General features: G+C 72.1%; 16 protein-coding genes. 14 read left to right on the top strand and 2 right to left on the bottom strand.

Annotated features, from left to right (window positions below; genetic code table 11):
• Positions 1-83: 83 nt before the first annotated feature.
• Together ACFY9S_RS11790 and galE are read right to left on the bottom strand one after the other, a co-directional pair.
• Entirely contained in the window at positions 84-1,022 is a 939-nt protein-coding gene (locus tag ACFY9S_RS11790; RefSeq protein ID WP_391126041.1) for a cation diffusion facilitator family transporter, read from the bottom strand.
• Between the two features lie 148 nt (positions 1,023-1,170).
• Positions 1,171-2,142: a UDP-glucose 4-epimerase GalE gene (gene galE / locus ACFY9S_RS11785; protein ID WP_391126038.1), complete on the bottom strand. Its 972-nt coding sequence runs from the start codon at positions 2,140-2,142 to the stop codon at positions 1,171-1,173.
• Positions 2,143-2,418: 276 nt separating this feature from the next.
• On the opposite strand from galE, the gene ACFY9S_RS11780 reads away from it, so the two are divergent.
• The 14 genes from ACFY9S_RS11780 to ACFY9S_RS11715 all read left to right on the top strand — a co-directional run bounded on the left by ACFY9S_RS11780 (position 2,419) and on the right by ACFY9S_RS11715 (position 17,551).
• Positions 2,419-4,236: a DUF5941 domain-containing protein gene (locus ACFY9S_RS11780; protein ID WP_391126035.1), complete on the top strand. Its 1,818-nt coding sequence runs from the start codon at positions 2,419-2,421 to the stop codon at positions 4,234-4,236.
• A complete protein-coding gene (locus tag ACFY9S_RS11775; protein ID WP_030840917.1) occupies positions 4,233-4,985 on the top strand; it encodes a sugar phosphate nucleotidyltransferase in 753 nt (250 codons plus the stop codon). Before ACFY9S_RS11780 ends, ACFY9S_RS11775 begins: the two co-directional genes overlap by 4 nt.
• A complete protein-coding gene (locus tag ACFY9S_RS11770; protein ID WP_391126032.1) occupies positions 4,973-6,034 on the top strand; it encodes an iron-containing alcohol dehydrogenase in 1,062 nt (353 codons plus the stop codon). Before ACFY9S_RS11775 ends, ACFY9S_RS11770 begins: the two co-directional genes overlap by 13 nt.
• Positions 6,012-6,791: a CDP-alcohol phosphatidyltransferase family protein gene (locus ACFY9S_RS11765; RefSeq protein WP_391126029.1), complete on the top strand. Its 780-nt coding sequence runs from the start codon at positions 6,012-6,014 to the stop codon at positions 6,789-6,791. Before ACFY9S_RS11770 ends, ACFY9S_RS11765 begins: the two co-directional genes overlap by 23 nt.
• Positions 6,792-6,796: 5 nt before the next feature.
• Positions 6,797-7,669: a glycosyltransferase gene (locus ACFY9S_RS11760; protein WP_391126604.1), complete on the top strand. Its 873-nt coding sequence runs from the start codon at positions 6,797-6,799 to the stop codon at positions 7,667-7,669.
• 107 nt (positions 7,670-7,776) lie between these two features.
• Positions 7,777-8,706 carry an ABC transporter permease gene (locus ACFY9S_RS11755; protein WP_391126026.1) on the top strand — a complete coding sequence of 310 codons (930 nt, stop codon included), beginning with the start codon at positions 7,777-7,779 and terminating at the stop codon, positions 8,704-8,706.
• Entirely contained in the window at positions 8,699-9,478 is a 780-nt protein-coding gene (locus ACFY9S_RS11750; protein WP_102907300.1) for an ABC transporter ATP-binding protein, read from the top strand. The genes ACFY9S_RS11755 and ACFY9S_RS11750 overlap by 8 nt, the downstream gene beginning before the upstream one ends.
• 360 nt (positions 9,479-9,838) lie before the next feature.
• Positions 9,839-10,741 (top strand): squalene synthase HpnC, encoded by a 903-nt coding sequence (hpnC, locus tag ACFY9S_RS11745; protein WP_391126023.1) that lies wholly within the window; start codon positions 9,839-9,841, stop codon positions 10,739-10,741.
• The gene (gene hpnD / locus ACFY9S_RS11740; RefSeq protein WP_391126020.1) at positions 10,738-11,688 is read left to right on the top strand and encodes a presqualene diphosphate synthase HpnD; all 951 of its coding nucleotides are present in this window, start codon (positions 10,738-10,740) and stop codon (positions 11,686-11,688) included. Before hpnC ends, hpnD begins: the two co-directional genes overlap by 4 nt.
• Complete coding sequence (locus tag ACFY9S_RS11735) at positions 11,685-12,248, top strand: DUF6380 family protein (RefSeq protein WP_391126017.1); 564 nt, start codon at positions 11,685-11,687, stop codon at positions 12,246-12,248. The genes hpnD and ACFY9S_RS11735 overlap by 4 nt, the downstream gene beginning before the upstream one ends.
• Positions 12,248-13,660, top strand: coding sequence for a hydroxysqualene dehydroxylase HpnE (gene hpnE, locus ACFY9S_RS11730; RefSeq protein ID WP_391126014.1), 1,413 nt, complete (start codon positions 12,248-12,250; stop codon positions 13,658-13,660). The genes ACFY9S_RS11735 and hpnE overlap by 1 nt, the downstream gene beginning before the upstream one ends.
• Positions 13,660-14,793 (top strand): polyprenyl synthetase family protein, encoded by a 1,134-nt coding sequence (locus ACFY9S_RS11725; RefSeq protein WP_391126601.1) that lies wholly within the window; start codon positions 13,660-13,662, stop codon positions 14,791-14,793. The genes hpnE and ACFY9S_RS11725 overlap by 1 nt, the downstream gene beginning before the upstream one ends.
• A gap of 122 nt (positions 14,794-14,915) precedes the next feature.
• Entirely contained in the window at positions 14,916-16,910 is a 1,995-nt protein-coding gene (shc, locus tag ACFY9S_RS11720; protein ID WP_391126011.1) for a squalene--hopene cyclase, read from the top strand.
• Positions 16,910-17,551 (top strand): 1-hydroxy-2-methyl-2-butenyl 4-diphosphate reductase, encoded by a 642-nt coding sequence (locus ACFY9S_RS11715; protein ID WP_391126008.1) that lies wholly within the window; start codon positions 16,910-16,912, stop codon positions 17,549-17,551. The genes shc and ACFY9S_RS11715 overlap by 1 nt, the downstream gene beginning before the upstream one ends.
• Position 17,552: the final 1 nt, after the last annotated feature.

Here is a 17,552-nt window from a genome sequence, read left to right as displayed (position 1 = left end):
GCGCACGGCGGAGGGTTGCGTTCCCCGGCGCACTCGCAGCGGAGTGCGCCCCATCTGCCTCAAGAGCCCCACGAACAACCGCGTCAGTGACAGAGCCGCGCCTCGTGTTCGGCGTGCCCGCTCGGTTCCAGCTGGAAGGTGCAGTGCTCCACGTCGAAGTGGTCACCGAGGCACCCCTGGAGCTCGTGGAGCATCTTCTCGTGGCCTATCGCGTTCAGCGCCTCCGGGCTGACGACCACGTGCGCCGACAGCACCGGCATGCCCGAGGTGATCGTCCAGGCGTGCAGGTCGTGGACGTCCTCCACGCCGTCCGTGGCGAGTATGTGCGAGCGCACCTCCGCCATGTCGACCCCCTTGGGGGCGGCCTCCAGCAGCACGGAGAGCGTCTCGCGCAGCAGCTTCCACGTCCGGGGCGCGATCATCAGCGCGATGACGAGCGAGGCGATCGGGTCGGCGCGCTGCCAGCCTGTGAGCATGATCACCACGGACGAGACGATCACGGTCACCGAACCGAGGGCGTCGGCCGCGACCTCCAGGAACGCGCCCCGCACGTTCAGGCTCTCCTTCTGGCCGCGCATGAGCAGTGACAGCGACACCAGGTTCGCGACCAGGCCGATCGCACCGAACAGCAGGGCCAGCCGGCCCTCGGTCTCGGCGGGTGTGATGAAGCGCTGGACCGCCTCGTACACCACGTACCCGCCGGCCCCGAGCAGCAGCAGGCAGTTGGCCAGGGCGGCGAGGATCTCCGCGCGGGCGTAGCCGAAGGTGGCCTGCTCGCTGGGCGGGCGGTTCGCGAAGTGGATCGCGAGCAGTGCCATGCCGAGGCCCAGGGCGTCCGTCGCCATGTGCGCGGAGTCGGCGACGAGCGCGAGCGAGTCGGCGAGGGCGCCGCCGACGATCTGCACGACCACGATGCCGAGGGTGATCGCCAGCGCGGTTCGCAGCCTGCCGCGGTACGCCGAGGTCGCCGTACCGCCGGCCGCCGCGCCGTGCGCGTGCCCGTGATCGTGCCCAGCCCCCATGAGAAGTCAGCCTCCCTGTGTCCGCCTGATCGTGCTCGGGGGCCCCAGTGAACTACGGGGAGGGGGTATGTGCAACGCGGCACTGAACACCGTTGTCATGTGCCCTGACCTGCGGAAACCACGTGCAGGTCAGGGCGCCTCCGGTCAGTCAGGAGCCGCGGTGCAGCAGCCAGCCCCGCCAGGCCGACTCGACCATCTCGCGCACCCCGCGCCGCGCCGTCCAGCCGAGCTCGGCGGCTGCCCGGGCGGCCGAGGCCACCGCCCGGGGGGCGTCCCCGGGGCGGCGCTCCTCGACGAGCGGCGGCCGGCGGTCGCCGGTGACCTCGCCGATGACCGTGACGAGTTCACGGACCGAGACGCCCTCGCCGCGGCCGATGTTGACCGTCAGGTCACCCGTGCCGCCGCCGGCCGCCAGGCGCCGCGCCGCCGCCAGGTGGGCCTCGGCCAGGTCGGCGACGTGGATGTAGTCACGGACGCAGGTGCCGTCCGGGGTCGGGTAGTCGTCGCCGAAGACCCTGGGCGCCTCGTCGCGGGTCAGCCGGTCGAAGACCATCGGGACGATGTTGAAGACGCCGGTGTCCGCCAGCTCCGGCGCGGCGGCGCCCGCCACGTTGAAATAGCGCAGACATACCGTGGAGATCCCGTGCGCCCGTCCCACCGCCCGCACCAGCCACTCCCCGGCGAGCTTGGTCTCGCCGTAGGGGTTCACCGGCGCGCAGGGCGTGTCCTCCGTGATGAGGTCCACACCGGGGTCGCCGTACACCGCCGCCGACGACGAGAACACGAACCGCCTGATCCCCGCCCCGGCCACCGCGTCCAGCAGGGTCACCAGGCCGCCGACGTTCTCCCGGTAGTACCGCGTCGGCTGCGCGACGGACTCGGCGACCTGCTTGCGCGCCGCGAGATGCACCACACCCGTCACACGGTGCTCGGCGAAGACCCGCTTCAGCAGCTCCCCGTCCAGCGAGGAGCCCCGCACGAGCGGGACCTCGGAGGGGAGCCGCGCGGGCACCCCGGCCGACAGGTCGTCCAGCGCGAGGACGCGCTCCCCCGCCTCGGCCATGGCCCTGGCCACATGTGCTCCGATATAGCCGGCACCGCCGGTGATCAGCCACGTCATGGTCGCCCACCCTATGCGGCCACGGCGGCGCCCCCGCAGTGTCCCCGATGTCCCCATAGGGGGCGCGGTTTGTGGGGCGGGCCCCGGATCCACGATGATGATCGCGGCAAAGGCTTGTGCGAACCACGTCGATCCATCCGCCGAACGGGTGGTGAACGTGGCCGTCCCGGCATCCGATAGCCTCTGCCGACATGCCGCCCGGGAGCCACCGGAGAGGGCGCCCCCACCATGTACGTCACTGGCGCGGACGCGTCGGTACCCAGGGAGTGAATTCGGTTGTCGACCGCCATCCTCACCGGCCAGCCGGTCCCCGGATCGTCGATCGAGGCCGACCTGCGGTCCCTCGGGTTCGACCTCCGGATCGCGACCGACGCCGCCGAGGCCGAGACCCTCCTCGCCGAGGTGCCGGGCGGCGAACGGGTCGCCCTGGTCGACGCCCGCTTCGTGGGGCACGTGCACGCCCTGCGCCTCGGCCTCACCGACCCCCGCTTCCCGCTCGCCGCGATCCCCGGAGCCGTCACGGCCCAGGCCTCGGGCCGCCAGGCCCTGACCCGTGCCATGGCCCGCGAGAACTCCGCCGGCGGCGGCACCACGCTGGTCGACAGCAGCCTCGCCGACCGCATCCTCTCCGCCCTCGACGCCGACGGCACCGCCGTGCACCGCCCCGAGCTGGGCAGCCTCGTCGCCGCCGTCCCCGCCGACCCGCAGGCCCGCAACGAGGCCCGGCAGGCGGTGGCGGACGTCGACGACGAGGCCGTACGCCTGAAGTCGGCCGTGAAGTCCCGCGACGGCTTCTTCACCACCCACTGCATCAGCCCCTACTCCCGCTACATCGCCCGCTGGTGCGCCCGCCGCGGCCTGACCCCGAACCAGGTCACCACCGCCTCGCTGCTCACCGCCCTCATAGCGGCGGCCTGCGCGGCCACCGGCACCCGCGGCGGCTTCGTCGCGGCAGGCGTCCTGCTGATCGCGTCCTTCGTGCTGGACTGCACCGACGGCCAGCTCGCCCGCTACTCCCTGCAGTACTCCACGCTCGGCGCCTGGCTGGACGCCACCTTCGACCGGGCCAAGGAGTACGCCTACTACGCGGGCCTCGCGCTGGGAGCCGCCCGCGGGGGCGACGACGTCTGGGCGCTGGCCCTCGGCGCGATGGTCCTGCAGACCTGTCGGCACGTCGTGGACTTCTCCTTCAACGAGGCCAACCACGACGCCACCGCCAACACCAGCCCCACCGCCGCCCTGTCCGGCAAGCTCGACAGCGTCGGCTGGACCGTCTGGGTCCGGCGGATGATCGTCCTGCCCATCGGCGAGCGCTGGGCGATGATCGCCGTCCTGACCGCTGTCACCACGCCCCGCATCACCTTCTACGCGCTCCTCATCGGCTGCGCCTTCGCGGCCACCTACACCACGGCCGGCCGGATGCTGCGCTCCCTGACCCGCAAGGCCAGGCGCACCGACCGGGCCGCCGCCGCCCTGGCCGACCTCGCGGACAGCGGCCCGCTCGCCGAGGGCCTCGCCGAGGCGCTCAGGAAGCCCGCCCGCAGGCTGCCGGGCTTCACCGCCCCCGCCGTCGCCCTCCTGGGCGGCCTCGCCGCCGTCCTCACGGCGGCCCTGACCGGCTTCGGCGGACCCTGGCCGATCGTCGCCGCGGTCGCCTACGCCCTCACCTCCGGCCTCGCCGTCGCCCGCCCCCTCAAGGGCGCCCTCGACTGGCTGGTGCCCCCGTTCCTGCGCGCCGCCGAGTACGGCACGGTCCTGATCCTGGCGGCCAAGGCGGACGTGAACGGAGCCCTTCCCGCGGCCTTCGGGCTGGTCGCCGCGGTCGCCTACCATCACTACGACACGGTCTACCGCATCCGCGGCGACGCCGGAGCGCCTCCCGCCTGGCTGGTGCGCTCCATCGGGGGGCACGAAGGACGGACGCTGCTCGTCACCGTCCTCGCCGCGCTGCTCACCGCCTCGCAGTTCACGGTCGCGCTCACGGCACTGGCCGTGGCCGTGGCCCTGCTGGTGCTCGTCGAGAGCATCCGCTTCTGGGTCGCCGCCCACCAGGGTGGCGCACCCGCCGTACACGATGAAGGAGAAACCGCATGATCGGCCTCGTGCTCGCGGCCGGCGCCGGACGGCGTCTGCGCCCCTACACCGACAGCCTTCCCAAGGCGCTGGTGCCGGTGGGCCCCGCGGGCATAGAAGGCGAACCCACGGTTCTCGACCTGACCCTCGGCAACTTCGCCGAGATCGGTCTCACCGAGGTCGCGATCATCGTCGGCTACCGCAAGGAGGCCGTGTACGCGCGCAAGGAGGCCCTGGAGCAGAAGTACGGCCTCAAGCTCACCCTCATCGACAACGACAAGGCCGAGGAGTGGAACAACGCCTACTCCCTGTGGTGCGGGCGTGACGCCCTCAAGGACGGGGTGATCCTCGCCAACGGCGACACCGTCCACCCGGTCTCCGTCGAGAAGACGCTGCTCGCCGCCCGCGGCGACGGCAAGAAGATCATCCTCGCCCTGGACACGGTCAAGGACCTGGCCGACGAGGAGATGAAGGTCGTCGTCGACCCCGAGAAGGGCATGACGAAGATCACCAAGTTGATGGACCCCGCCGAGGCCACCGGCGAGTACATCGGCGTGACGCTGATCGAGGGCGACGCCGCCCCCGAGCTGGCCGACGCGCTCAAGGCCGTCTGGGAGACCGACCCGCAGCAGTTCTACGAGCACGGCTACCAGGAGCTCGTGAACCGCGGCTTCCGTATCGACGTGGCGCCGATCGGCGACGTCAAGTGGGTGGAGATCGACAATCACGACGACCTCGCCCGCGGACGGGAGATCGCATGCCAGTACTGACCCGGCTCATCCCCTCCCCGCTCGTCGTCGACATCCGCCCGGGTGCCCTCGACGACCTGGCGTGCGTCCTCGCCGACGAGCGCATCTCGCACTCCGGCCGCCTCGCCGTCGCCGTCAGCGGCGGCTCCGGCGCCAGGCTGCGCGAGCGCATCTCGCCGAGCATGCCCGGCGCCACCTGGTACGAGGTCGGCGGCGGCACCCTCGACGACGCGGTCCGGCTGGCGAGCGACATAAAGGCCGGCCACTTCGACGCGGTCGTCGGCCTCGGCGGCGGCAAGATCATCGACTGCGCCAAGTTCGCCGCGGCACGCGTCGGCCTGCCCCTGGTCGCCGTGCCCACGAACCTCGCGCACGACGGCCTGTGCTCGCCGGTCGCCACCCTCGACAACGACGCGGGCCGCGGCTCCTACGGGGTGCCGAACCCCATCGCGGTCGTCATCGACCTGGACGTCATCCGCGAGGCCCCGGTGCGTTTCGTGCGCGCGGGCATCGGTGACGCGATCTCCAACATCAACGCGATCGCCGACTGGGAACTGGCCAACCGCGTCAAGGACGAGAAGATCGACGGACTCGCCGCCGCCATGGCCCGCCAGGCGGGCGAGGCGGTGCTCCGGCACCCGGGCGGGGTCGGTGACAACGGCTTCCTCCAGGTACTCGCCGAGGCGCTCGTCCTCACCGGCGTCGCGATGTCGATCTCGGGCGACTCGCGGCCGGCCTCGGGGTCGTGCCACGAGATCAACCACGCCTTCGACCTGCTGTTCCCCAAACGCGCCGCTTCCCACGGCGAGCAGTGCGGTCTCGGCGCGGCCTTCGCGATGTGGCTGCGCGGCGCGCACGACGAGTCGGCGTACATGGCCGAGGTGCTGCGCCGGCACGGCCTGCCCGTACGGCCGGACGAGATCGGCTTCACGACGGACGAGTTCGTCAAGGCCGTCGAGTTCGCCCCGGAGACCCGCCCCGGCCGCTACACCATCCTCGAACACCTCGACCTGAACACCGAACAGATCAAGGACGCATACGCCGACTATGTCAAGGCCATCGGTAGCTGAACTCCGCCCCGTCGTTCACCCCGCGGGGGTGAAGGACCGGCGCAGCGGTGAGCACTGGATGGGACGCCTCTACATGCGTGAGGTGTCCCTGCGGGTCGACCGTTACCTGGTCAACACCAGGGTCACGCCCAACCAGCTCACCTACCTGATGACCGTCTTCGGTGTGCTCGCGGCCCCGGCACTGCTCGTGCCGGGGATCGCGGGCGCCGTCCTCGGCGTGGTGTGCGTCCAGATGTACCTGCTGCTGGACTGCGTCGACGGCGAGATCGCGCGCTGGCGGAAGCAGTACTCCCTCAGTGGCGTCTACCTGGACCGCGTCGGCGCCTACCTCACCGACGCCGCCGTGCTCACCGGCTTCGGCCTGCGCGCCGCCGACCTGTGGGGCACCGGCCGTATCGACTGGCTGTGGGCCTTCCTCGGCACCCTGGCCGCCCTCGGCGCCATCCTCATCAAGGCCGAGACCGACCTCGTCGGCGTCGCCCGCCACCAGACCGGCAAGCCGCCGGTCCAGGAGGCCGCCGCCGAGATGCGTTCGTCCGGCATGGCGCTGGCCCGCAGGGCCGCCGGCGCCCTGAAGTTCCACCGCCTCATCCTCGGCATCGAGGCGTCCCTGCTGATCCTCGTGCTGGCGATCGTCGACCAGGCCCGCGGTGACCTGTTCTTCTCGCGGCTCGGCGTCGCGCTGCTGGCCGGCATCGCGCTGCTGCAGACCCTGCTGCACCTGGTGTCCATCCTCGCCTCCAGCAGGCTGAAGTGAGCGGCATGAAGGTCGGCGCCGTCATCATCACCATGGGCAACCGGCCCGAGGAGCTGCGCGCCCTGCTCGACTCCGTCGCCAAACAGGACGGCGACCGGGTCGAGGTGGTCGTGGTCGGCAACGGTTCGCCCGTGCCGGACGTCCCCGAGGGCGTCCGCACCATCGAGCTGCCCGAGAACCTCGGCATCCCCGGCGGCCGCAACGTCGGCATCGAGGCCTTCGGCCCGGCCGGCCGGGACGTCGACATCCTGCTCTTCCTGGACGACGACGGACTGCTCGCGAGCCACGACACCGCCGAGCTGTGCCGCGAGGCGTTCGAGGCCGACCCGAAGCTCGGCATCGTGAGTTTCCGCATAGCCGACCCCGAGACCGGCGTCACCCAACGCCGCCACGTCCCCCGGCTGCGGGCCTCCGACCCGATGCGCTCCTCGCGCGTGACCACGTTCCTCGGCGGCGCCAACGCCGTCCGCACCCGGGTCCTCGACGACGTCGGCGGCCTCCCGGACGAATTCTTCTACGCCCACGAGGAAACCGACCTGGCCTGGCGGGCCCTCGACGCCGGCTGGATGATCGACTATCGGTCCGACATGGTGCTGTACCACCCGACGACCGCTCCCTCGCGGCACGCGGTCTACCACCGCATGGTCGCCCGCAACCGCGTCTGGCTGGCCCGCCGCAACCTCCCCGCGCCGCTCGTCCCGGTCTACCTCGGTGTCTGGCTGCTGCTCACCCTGCTGCGCCGTCCCTCCCGCAGCGCGCTGCGGGCCTGGTTCGGCGGATTCCGCGAAGGCTGGACCACCTCGTGCGGGCCCCGCCGGCCCATGAAGTGGCGTACGGTGTGGCGGCTGACCCGGCTGGGCCGGCCCCCCGTCATCTGACAAGCTCGTACCCGGCGATACCCGGGAGCCTCCGGGCCTACCCCGGCCCCCGGCTCATGCCAGACCCCGGCACAGGCCGAGCATCTCGAAGACGAAAGTTTCCACTAGTGAGTGAGACAACGCACGACGCCACGGTCGCGGTGAGCGCGCCCGCGGCGCCCGACGAGGGCCTCACGGCGAAGGAACTCGCCGCCAAGCACGGGCTGACCGTGAGCGGCGCCCGGCCGTCCCTCATCGAGTACGTCCGTCAGCTGTGGGACCGGCGGCACTTCATCCTCGCCTTCTCCCGCGCGAAGCTGACCGCCCAGTACAGCCAGGCCAAGCTCGGCCAGCTGTGGCAGGTGGCCACGCCGCTGCTGAACGCCGCCGTGTACTTCTTCATCTTCGGGCTGCTCCTCGAGGCCGACCGGGGCATGGAGCGCGAGGTGTACATCCCGTTCCTGGTGACGGGCGTGTTCGTGTTCACCTTCACGCAGAGCTCGGTGATGGCGGGCGTGCGCGCGATCTCCGGCAACCTCGGCCTGGTCCGCGCCCTGCACTTCCCGCGGGCATCGCTGCCGGTCTCCTTCGCGCTGCAGCAGCTCCAGCAGCTGATGTTCTCGATGATCGTGCTGTTCGCCATCACGGTCGGCTTCGGCCACTACCCGGACCTGTCCTGGCTGCTGATCGTGCCGGTGCTGGTCCTGCAGTTCTTCTTCAACACCGGCCTCGCGCTGATCATGGCCCGGGCGGGGGCCAAGACCCCGGACCTCGCGCAGCTGATGCCGTTCGTGATGCGGACGTGGATGTACGCCTCCGGCGTGATGTTCTCCATCCCGATCTTCCTGGCGGACAAGCCGGCCTGGATCGCGAACGTCCTGCAGTGGAACCCGGCCGCCATCTACATGGACCTGATGCGCTTCGCCCTCATCGACGACTACAGCTCGAAGTTCCTCCCGGACCACGTGTGGGCGGCCGCGGGCGCCTGGGCCGTGCTCTTCGCCCTGGGCGGCTTCGTGTACTTCTGGAAGGCGGAGGAGAGGTACGGCCGTGGCTGAGCAGAAGCAGGACGCGCGCGTCCCCACCGTCGTCGCGGACGATCTGCACATCGTCTACCGCGTCAACGGCGCCAAGACCGGCAAGGGCAGCGCCACCGCCGCCCTCAGCCGCATCATCAAGCGGGGCGAGGAGCGGGGCGTGCGCAAGGTGCACGCCGTGCGCGGCGTCTCCTTCGTGGCGTACCGCGGCGAGGCCATCGGCCTGATCGGCTCCAACGGCTCCGGCAAGTCGACCCTGCTGCGGGCCATCGCCGGTCTGCTGCCCGCCGAGCAGGGCAAGGTCTACACCGACGGCCAGCCCTCGCTGCTCGGCGTCAACGCGGCCCTGATGAACGACCTCACCGGCGAGCGGAACGTCATCCTGGGCGGCCTCGCCATGGGCATGTCCCGTGAGGAGATCAAGGAGCGCTACCAGGACATCGTCGACTTCTCCGGCATCAACGAGAAGGGCGACTTCATCACCCTGCCCATGCGCACCTACTCATCGGGCATGGCGGCCCGGCTGCGCTTCTCCATCGCGGCGGCCAAGGACCACGACGTCCTGATGATCGACGAGGCCCTGGCCACCGGCGACCGGAAGTTCCAGAAGCGCTCCGAGGACCGCATCCGCGAGCTGCGCAAGGAAGCCGGCACGGTGTTCCTGGTCAGTCACAACAACAAGTCCATCCGCGACACCTGCAACCGCGTCCTGTGGCTGGAGCGCGGCGAGCTGCGCATGGACGGCCCCACCGACGAGGTGCTCAAGGAGTACGAGAAGTTCACGGGCAAGTAGCCCGATTCGGCCAGGGTCCCGGCGGAACTGCTCCGGCGGGGCCCCGCGTCTGCAAAGGAAACGTCAACTCCGGCCCATCTTGGGAATCTTGGGGGCCAATCGGTGTGTTCTCGTGATGTGCGGTGCACCCTGACGAACCGTGTCGCGTTGTACAACGTAAGCTGTACCGGTCCCGAAACACGGCAATCAGGGCAATAATGCGCGACACCGCCCGTCGGGCCACCGTGCGGACGGCTGGGCGGCGTGTCCGAAATAGTGCGTATTGGGTCGGCAGTGTAGAACGGGAGATGTGACGGCGATGGCTTCGGAAACTCCCCAGCTCCACGCAGCACGTGCCGTCCCCGCGCCGGGCAGCCGGCGGTGACGGGAACCGGCACGGCGCGCCCCCTCGATCCGGAGCGCGGCACACTCGACAAGGCCGCCGGCGAGAACTTCCCGGTGGCCCCCTTCTTCCTGCCCCGGGCCTGGCGCACGGACCTCATGGCCGTCTACGGCTTCGCCCGCCTGGTCGACGACATCGGCGACGGCGACCTGGCCCCCGGCGGCGCCGACGCCCGCCTGCTCGGTGTGTCCCCGCGGGAGGCCGAAGACCGGCTGGTCCTGCTGGACGCTTTCGAGGCCGACCTGCGCCGGGTCTTCGACGCGACCCCGCGCCACCCCCTGCTGCGCCGCCTCCAGCCGACCGTGCGCCGCCGCTCGCTGACCCCCGAGCCGTTCCTCGGCCTGATCGCCGCCAACCGCCAGGACCAGCTGGTCGGCCGCTACGAGACCTACGACGACCTGCTCGCCTACTGCGCGCTGTCCGCCAACCCCGTGGGCCGTCTCGTCCTCGCCGTCACCGGCACCCCCACACCCGAGCGGATCCGCCGCTCCGACATGATCTGCACGGCCCTGCAGATCGTCGAGCACCTCCAGGACGTCGCCGAGGACCTCGCCCGCGACCGGGTCTACCTGCCCGCGGCCGACATGAAGCGCTTCCACGTCCAGGAAGCGGATCTCGCCACGAAAACCGCCGGAGCGTCGGTCCGTGCGTTGATTGCGTACGAAGCGCAAAGGGCCGGGGATCTCCTGAATGAAGGCGCCCCCCTGGTGGGTAGCGTCCACGGCAGGCTGAAGCTGCTGCTCGCGGGGTTCGTGGCGGGAGGAAGGGCGGCCCTCCACGCGATCGCCGCCGCCGAATACGACGTACTTCCCGGCCCGCCCAAGCCCGGCAAGGTCCGGTTGCTGCGTGAGGTGGGCGTGACTCTGCGAGGAGAGGGGTGATCCGCACCGTGGAGCCGGAACCACACGCGTCCCCACCGGTACTCGCCGCCTACAGCTACTGCGAGGCCGTCACCGGGCGCCAGGCCCGCAACTTCGCCTACGGGATCCGGCTGCTGCCGACGCCCCAGCGCCGGGCGATGTCGGCGCTGTACGCGTTCTCGCGGCGGGTCGACGACATCGGTGACGGCGCGCTCGCCGACGACGTCAAGGTGGCCAGGCTGGAGGAGACACGGGTGCTGCTCACCCGGATCCGCGAGGACGAGGTCGCCGAGGACGACACCGACCCGGTGGCCGTCGCCCTCTCGCATGCCGCCGGGGCCTTCCCGATCCCGCTCGGTGGCCTGGACGAGCTCATCGACGGCGTCCTGATGGACGTCCGCGGCGAGACCTACGAGACCTGGGACGACCTGAAGGTCTACTGCCGTTGCGTGGCGGGCGCGATCGGGCGCCTCTCCCTCGGCGTCTTCGGCACGGAGCCGGGGGCGCGTGGCGTCGACCGCGCGCCCGAGTATGCCGACACGCTCGGGCTCGCGCTCCAGCTCACCAACATCCTCAGAGACGTCCGAGAGGACGCCGCGGGCGGGCGTACCTATCTGCCCGCCGACGACCTCGCCAAGTTCGGCTGCTCGGCCGGCTTCAGCGGGCCGCGGCCACCGGAGGGCTCCGACTTCGCGGGCCTCGTGCACTTCGAAGTGCGACGGGCCCGCGCTCTGTTCGCCGAGGGCTACCGGCTGCTCCCCATGCTCGACCGGCGCAGCGGCGCCTGTGTCGCCGCCATGGCCGGCATCTACCGCCGCCTCCTCGACCGCATCGAGCGCGACCCGGAGGCCGTGCTGCGCGGCCGGGTCTCCCTGCCCGGCCGGGAGAAGGCGTACGTCGCCGTGCGCGGCCTGTCCGGTCTCGACGCCCGGAATGTGACCCGGCGGACCGTCAGGAGGCGTGCGTGACGAACGGACCGGTCCAGGAAGACGCCACCGACGACCGGGCTCGCCCCGGTCACGCGGGTGCGGGCCTGTGCCGCCGGGCAGTCTCGGAGAGCACGCTGCCGCCCGCCCCGCAGGCCCGCCACGAGACCGGGCCGGTGGTCTTCCCGGTGCGTCGGCTGAGGCGCGCCGGGCCGGGTGCTTGTGTGTGGGTGGCCCAGTCGGCCCAGTCGGCCCAGTCGGCCCAGTCGGCCCAGTCGGCCCAGTCGGCCCAGTCGGCCCAGTCGGCCCAGGTGGCCCGGGTGGCCGCGTGTGGGTGGGACGACGCCCTTCGGGCCCGTGACGCGGTCGAGCGGGTGTTCTCCCCGGTCCTGCAACGGGGTTGCGCCGCAGCCGCCGGCGTCGGGCCGGGGGCTTTCGCGCGCGTGGCCCGGGTGGCGCAGCGCGGGTGCGGCGCATCTCTCGGCCAAGCTGTCGGAGACAACCGGCGGGCAACCCTCCGGTGCGGGGCCGCGTCCCTGACACAGACGGCCGGTCGTGCCCCCATCGAGCGGCACGGCCGCCGCGCAGGGGAGGGGGCGTGATGACCGACGGCACGCGGTCCCACGGACCGGTCGCGGACGGGCGGCACACCGTCGTGGTGGGCGGCGGGCTCGCCGGTGTCACCACCGCGCTCGCGCTCGCCGACGCCGGGGTGCGCGTCACCCTGCTGGAGGGCAGGCCGAGACTGGGCGGCCTGGCCTTCTCGTTCCGGCGCGGCGATCTCACCGTCGACAACGGCCAGCACGTGTACCTGCGCTGCTGCACCGCCTACCGCTGGTTCCTCGACCGCATCGACGGCACGGCGCTCGCCCCGCTCCAGGACCGGCTCGACGTACCCGTCCTCGACCTCGCCCGGCCCGCGGGACGCCGGCTGGGCAGGCTGCGGCGGGACGCCCTGCCCGTGCCGCTGCACCTGGGGCGCAGCCTCGCCGCCTATCCGCACCTGTCGCTCGCCGACCGGGTCAGGGTGGGCCGGGCCGCGCTCGCCCTCAAGGGACTCGACCTCACCGACCCGGCGCTGGACACACAGGACTTCGGCAGCTGGCTGGCCGCGCACGGCCAGTCGGAGCGCGCCGTCGAGGCCCTGTGGGACCTGGTCGGGGTCGCCACCCTCAACGCCGTCGCGGGCGACGCCTCCCTGGCGCTCGCCGCGATGGTGTTCAAGACGGGACTGCTGTCCGACCCCGGCGCGGCCGACATCGGCTGGGCGCGCGTCCCGCTCGGCGAGCTGCACGACCGGCTGGCCCGCAAGGCGCTCGACTCCGCGGGCGTGCGCACCGAGCTCCGCGCCCGCGTCACCTCCGTCTCCCCCGACGGGAACGGGCAGTGGACCGTCGAGGTGCCCGGCGAGAGGCTCCGGGCCGACGCCGTGGTCCTCGCCGTACCGCAGCGCGAGGCGCACGGTCTGCTGCCCGCGGGCGCCCTCGACGCGCCCGAACGGCTCCTGGAGATCGGCACCGCGCCCATCCTCAACGTCCATGTGGTGTACGACCGGAAGGTCCTCGGCCGGACGTTCTTCACCGCCCTCGGCAGCCCCGTGCAGTGGGTCTTCGACCGGACCGACGCCTCCGGGCTGCGCGAGGGGCAGTACCTCGCGGTGTCCCAGTCGGCGGCGCAGGACGAGATCGACACGCCCGTCGCGGTGCTGCGCGAGCGGTACGTGCCCGAGCTGGAGCGGCTGCTGCCGCCGGCCCGCGGCGCCGAAGTGAGGGACTTCTTCGTCACCCGGGAGCGCACCGCGACGTTCGCTCCCACCCCCGGCGTCGGGCGCCTCAGGCCCGGCGCCCGCACCAAGGCATCCGGCCTCTACCTGGCCGGAGCGTGGACCGCCACCGGGTGGCCCGCGACCATGGAGAGTGCGGTCCGCAGTGGTGTGAGCGCGGCTGACGCCGTGCTGGGCGCCCTGGGCCGGCCCCGTCCGCAAGCCCTCTTCGAGTTCGAGGAGGCGGCATGATGCCGGCTCAGGCCGGCGCGGCAGGCGGCCCCCGCACCCCCGGTACCGCAACAAGAGGAGAGACTGTGCCCACTGTGCCCCCGGCCTCGAAGACTGCCGAGGCGGTGGACGTGACCGCGCTGCTGGAGCGCGGCCGGACCCTGGCCACTCCGGTACTGCGGGCGGCCGTCGACCGCCTGGCACCTCCCATGGACACTGTTGCCGCCTACCACTTCGGCTGGATCGACGCCCACGGCAATCCCGCCGAGGGCGACGGCGGAAAGGCCGTGCGTCCCGCCCTCGCGGTGCTGTCCGCCGAGGTCATGTCCGCCGCCCCCGAGACCGGCATCCCCGGCGCCGTCGCCGTGGAACTGGTCCACAACTTCTCCCTCCTCCACGACGACCTCATGGACGGCGACGAGCAGCGCCGTCACCGCGACACGGTCTGGAAGGTGCACGGCCCCGCCCAGGCCATCCTGGTCGGCGACGCCCTGTTCGCCCTCGCCAACGAGGTGCTCCTCGAACTCGGCACCGCCGAGGCCGGCCGCGCCACCCGCCGTCTGACCACCGCCACCCGCGCCCTGATCGACGGCCAGGCCCAGGACATCTCCTACGAACACCGCGACCGCGTCAGCGTCGAGGAGTGTCTGGAGATGGAGGGCAACAAGACCGGCGCCCTGCTCGCCTGCGCCAGCTCCATCGGCGCGGTCCTCGGCGGCGCCGACGACCGCACCGCCGACACGCTGGAGAAGTACGGCTACCACCTGGGCCTCGCCTTCCAGGCCGTCGACGACCTCCTCGGCATCTGGGGCGACCCGGTCGCCACCGGCAAGCAGACCTGGAGCGATCTGCGCCAGCGCAAGAAGTCCCTGCCGGTCGTGGCAGCGCTCGCAGCCGGCGGCCCGGCCTCCGAGCGGCTCGGCGAGATCCTCGCCGCCGACGCCAAGGCCAGCGACTTCGAGAACTTCTCCGAGGAGGAGTTCGCGGCCCGCGCCGCCCTCATCCAGGAGGCGGGCGGCCGCGAGTGGACCGCCGACGAGGCACGCCGTCAGCACACCATCGCCATCGAGGCCCTCGACGCCGTGGACATGCCCGACCGGGTGCGGGCACAGTTCACGGCCCTCGCGGACTTCGTCGTCGTACGAAAGAGATGATCATCATCGGCCGAATAGCCCTCGCGTAGTCGCCGGCCGGTGCCGTGAGTCATCACGGAGCACCGGCCGACGGCGGACCCACAGCAGATGCACGCCATGCAGGACTGCACGAAGGGGAAGCCATGACAGCGACGACCGACGGAAGCACCGGGGCCCTGCCACCCCGCGCCGCCGCGGCCAGCGACACCGACACGCACACCCCCGGGGCGGCCGGGGTACCGGAAGCCGCCGCACGCGCCGCCCGCCGCGCCACCGACTTCCTGCTCTCCCGCCAGGACGCCCAGGGCTGGTGGAAGGGCGACCTCGAGACCAACGTCACGATGGACGCCGAGGACCTGCTGCTCCGTCAGTTCCTCGGCATCCGCGACGAGAAGACCACGCGGGCCGCCGCCCTCTTCATCCGCGGCGAGCAGGGCGCGGACGGCACCTGGGCCACCTTCTACGGCGGACCGGGCGAACTGTCCGCCACCATCGAGGCGTACGTCGCCCTCCGCATGGCCGGTGACGCGCCCGACGCCCCGCACATGGCGAAGGCCTCCGCCTGGATCCGCGCGCGGGGCGGCATCGCCGCCGCCCGGGTCTTCACCCGGATCTGGCTGGCCCTGTTCGGCTGGTGGAAGTGGGAGGACCTGCCCGAACTCCCGCCGGAGCTCGTCCTCTTCCCCAAGTGGGTGCCGCTCAACATCTACGACTTCGGCTGCTGGGCCCGGCAGACCATCGTCCCGCTGACGATCGTCTCCGCGAAGCGGCCGGTACGCCCCGCGCCCTTCCCGCTCGACGAGCTGCACACCGACCCGGACCGGCCCAACCCGCCGCAGCCCCTTGCGTCGCCGTTCAGTTGGGACGGCGCATTCCAGCGGATGGACAAGGGCCTGCACGCCCTGCGGAAGGTCGCCCCGCGCAGACTGCGCAGAGCCGCCATGAACAGCGCCGCCCGCTGGATCATCGAGCGGCAGGAGAACGACGGCTGCTGGGGCGGGATCCAGCCCCCGGCGGTCTACTCCCTCATCGCCCTGCATCTGCTCGGCTACGACCTCGAACACCCCGTGATGCGCGAGGGGCTGGCGTCCCTGGACCGCTTCGCCGTGTGGCGCGAGGACGGGGCCCGGATGATCGAGGCCTGCCAGTCACCCGTGTGGGACACCTGCCTGGCCGCCATCGCCCTCGTCGACGCCGGACTGCCCGCCGATCACCCGCAGTTGGTGAAGGCGGCCGACTGGATGCTGGGCGAGGAGATCGTCCGGCCCGGTGACTGGTCCGTGAAGCGGCCCGGACTGCCGCCCGGGGGCTGGGCGTTCGAGTTCCACAACGACAACTACCCCGACATCGACGACACCGCGGAGGTGATCCTCGCGCTGCGCCGGATCGCCCACCACGACCCGGAGCGCCTCGACAGGGCCGTCGTCCGCGGCATGCGCTGGACGCTCGGCATGCAGTCAAAGAACGGCGCGTGGGCCGCCTTCGACGTCGACAACACCAGCCCCTTCCCCAACCGGCTGCCGTTCTGCGACTTCGGCGAGGTCATCGACCCGCCCTCCGCGGACGTCACCGCGCACGTCGTGGAGATGCTCGCCGTCGAGGGCCTCGCGCACGACCCCCGCACCCGGCGGGGCATCGAGTGGCTGCTGGCAGAGCAGGAACCGGACGGCTCGTGGTTCGGGCGCTGGGGCGTCAACTACGTCTACGGCACCGGCTCCGTCGTCCCCGCTCTGACCGCCGCCGGCCTTCCCGCCGCGCACCCGGCGATCCGGCGGGCCGTCGCCTGGCTCGAGTCGGTCCAGAACGACGACGGTGGCTGGGGCGAGGACCTGCGCTCCTACAAGGACGCCGGGCAGTGGAGCGGCCGGGGCGACTCGACCGCCTCGCAGACGGCATGGGCGCTGATGGCCCTGCTCGCGGCGGGGGAGCGCGACTCCAAGGCCGTCGAACGCGGTGTCGAGTGGCTCGCCGCCACCCAGCGGGAGGACGGCTCCTGGGATGAGCCGCACTTCACGGGGACGGGCTTCCCGTGGGACTTCTCGATCAACTACCACCTCTACCGGCAGGTGTTCCCGCTCACGGCGCTCGGCCGGTACGTCCACGGGGAGCCCTTCGCCGACCGGCACGAGGGGAGCTGATGAGCGCGCAGCCCGCCCCGGTCCCGCTGCTGATCGCCTGCGCCCTCGGCATCGAGCAGTTCGCCCTGCGCGCGGGCGGCCGCGGTGGGGCCGACGGGCCGGTCACGGTGGTGCGGACGGGCATGGGGCCGGCCGCCGCCGAGCAGGCCGTCACCCGCATGCTGGCCGACCCGGCCCTGCGTGACGCCGCGGTGCTGGCCACCGGCTTCTGCGCGGGGCTCGCGCCGGGCATGCACCCCGGCGATCTGGTCGTCGCCGAGGAGACCCGCGACCCGCGCGGCACCACGCCCTGCGTGGGGACCGAACTGTTGGTCAAGGAGCTGGCCCGGACGCTGCCAGGCAGGACCGTGCACACCGGGCCGCTCACCGGCTCCGACCACGTCGTGCGCGGCCCCGAACGGTCCGCTCTGCGCGCGACGGGCGCGATCGCGGTCGACATGGAGTCCGCCGTCACGCTCCTGAGCGCCGTGCGCGCAGGCGAGCGCCCGGTTGCGGCCGTCCGGGTGGTCGTGGACGCTCCTGAACATGAACTCGTCCGGATCGGCACGGTGCGCGGTGGAATATCAGCTTTCCGCGTCCTTCGTTCCGTCCTTCCCGCTTTCTTCGAATGGCACCGTTCCTTGCTGCTCCCCAGGAGGTGAG

The organism is Streptomyces sp. NPDC012474 (assembly GCF_042955185.1).
Lineage (GTDB): Bacteria > Actinomycetota > Actinomycetes > Streptomycetales > Streptomycetaceae > Streptomyces > Streptomyces cahuitamycinicus.
This window is presented reverse-complemented; position numbering and strand designations above follow the sequence as displayed.

Excerpts from the sequence above, each read along its gene's own strand:
- ACFY9S_RS11790 (WP_391126041.1), bottom strand. The coding sequence starts at position 1,022 with ATGGGGGCTGGGCACGATCACGGGCACGCGCACGGCGCGGCGGCCGGC.
- galE (WP_391126038.1), bottom strand. The coding sequence starts at position 2,142 with ATGACGTGGCTGATCACCGGCGGTGCCGGCTATATCGGAGCACATGTG.
- ACFY9S_RS11775 (WP_030840917.1), top strand. The coding sequence starts at position 4,233 with ATGATCGGCCTCGTGCTCGCGGCCGGCGCCGGACGGCGTCTGCGCCCC.
- ACFY9S_RS11770 (WP_391126032.1), top strand. The coding sequence starts at position 4,973 with ATGCCAGTACTGACCCGGCTCATCCCCTCCCCGCTCGTCGTCGACATC.
- ACFY9S_RS11765 (WP_391126029.1), top strand. The coding sequence starts at position 6,012 with ATGTCAAGGCCATCGGTAGCTGAACTCCGCCCCGTCGTTCACCCCGCG.
- ACFY9S_RS11760 (WP_391126604.1), top strand. The coding sequence starts at position 6,797 with ATGAAGGTCGGCGCCGTCATCATCACCATGGGCAACCGGCCCGAGGAG.
- hpnE (WP_391126014.1), top strand. The coding sequence starts at position 12,248 with ATGACCGACGGCACGCGGTCCCACGGACCGGTCGCGGACGGGCGGCAC.
- ACFY9S_RS11725 (WP_391126601.1), top strand. The coding sequence starts at position 13,660 with ATGCCGGCTCAGGCCGGCGCGGCAGGCGGCCCCCGCACCCCCGGTACC.
- shc (WP_391126011.1), top strand. The coding sequence starts at position 14,916 with ATGACAGCGACGACCGACGGAAGCACCGGGGCCCTGCCACCCCGCGCC.
- ACFY9S_RS11715 (WP_391126008.1), top strand. The coding sequence starts at position 16,910 with ATGAGCGCGCAGCCCGCCCCGGTCCCGCTGCTGATCGCCTGCGCCCTC.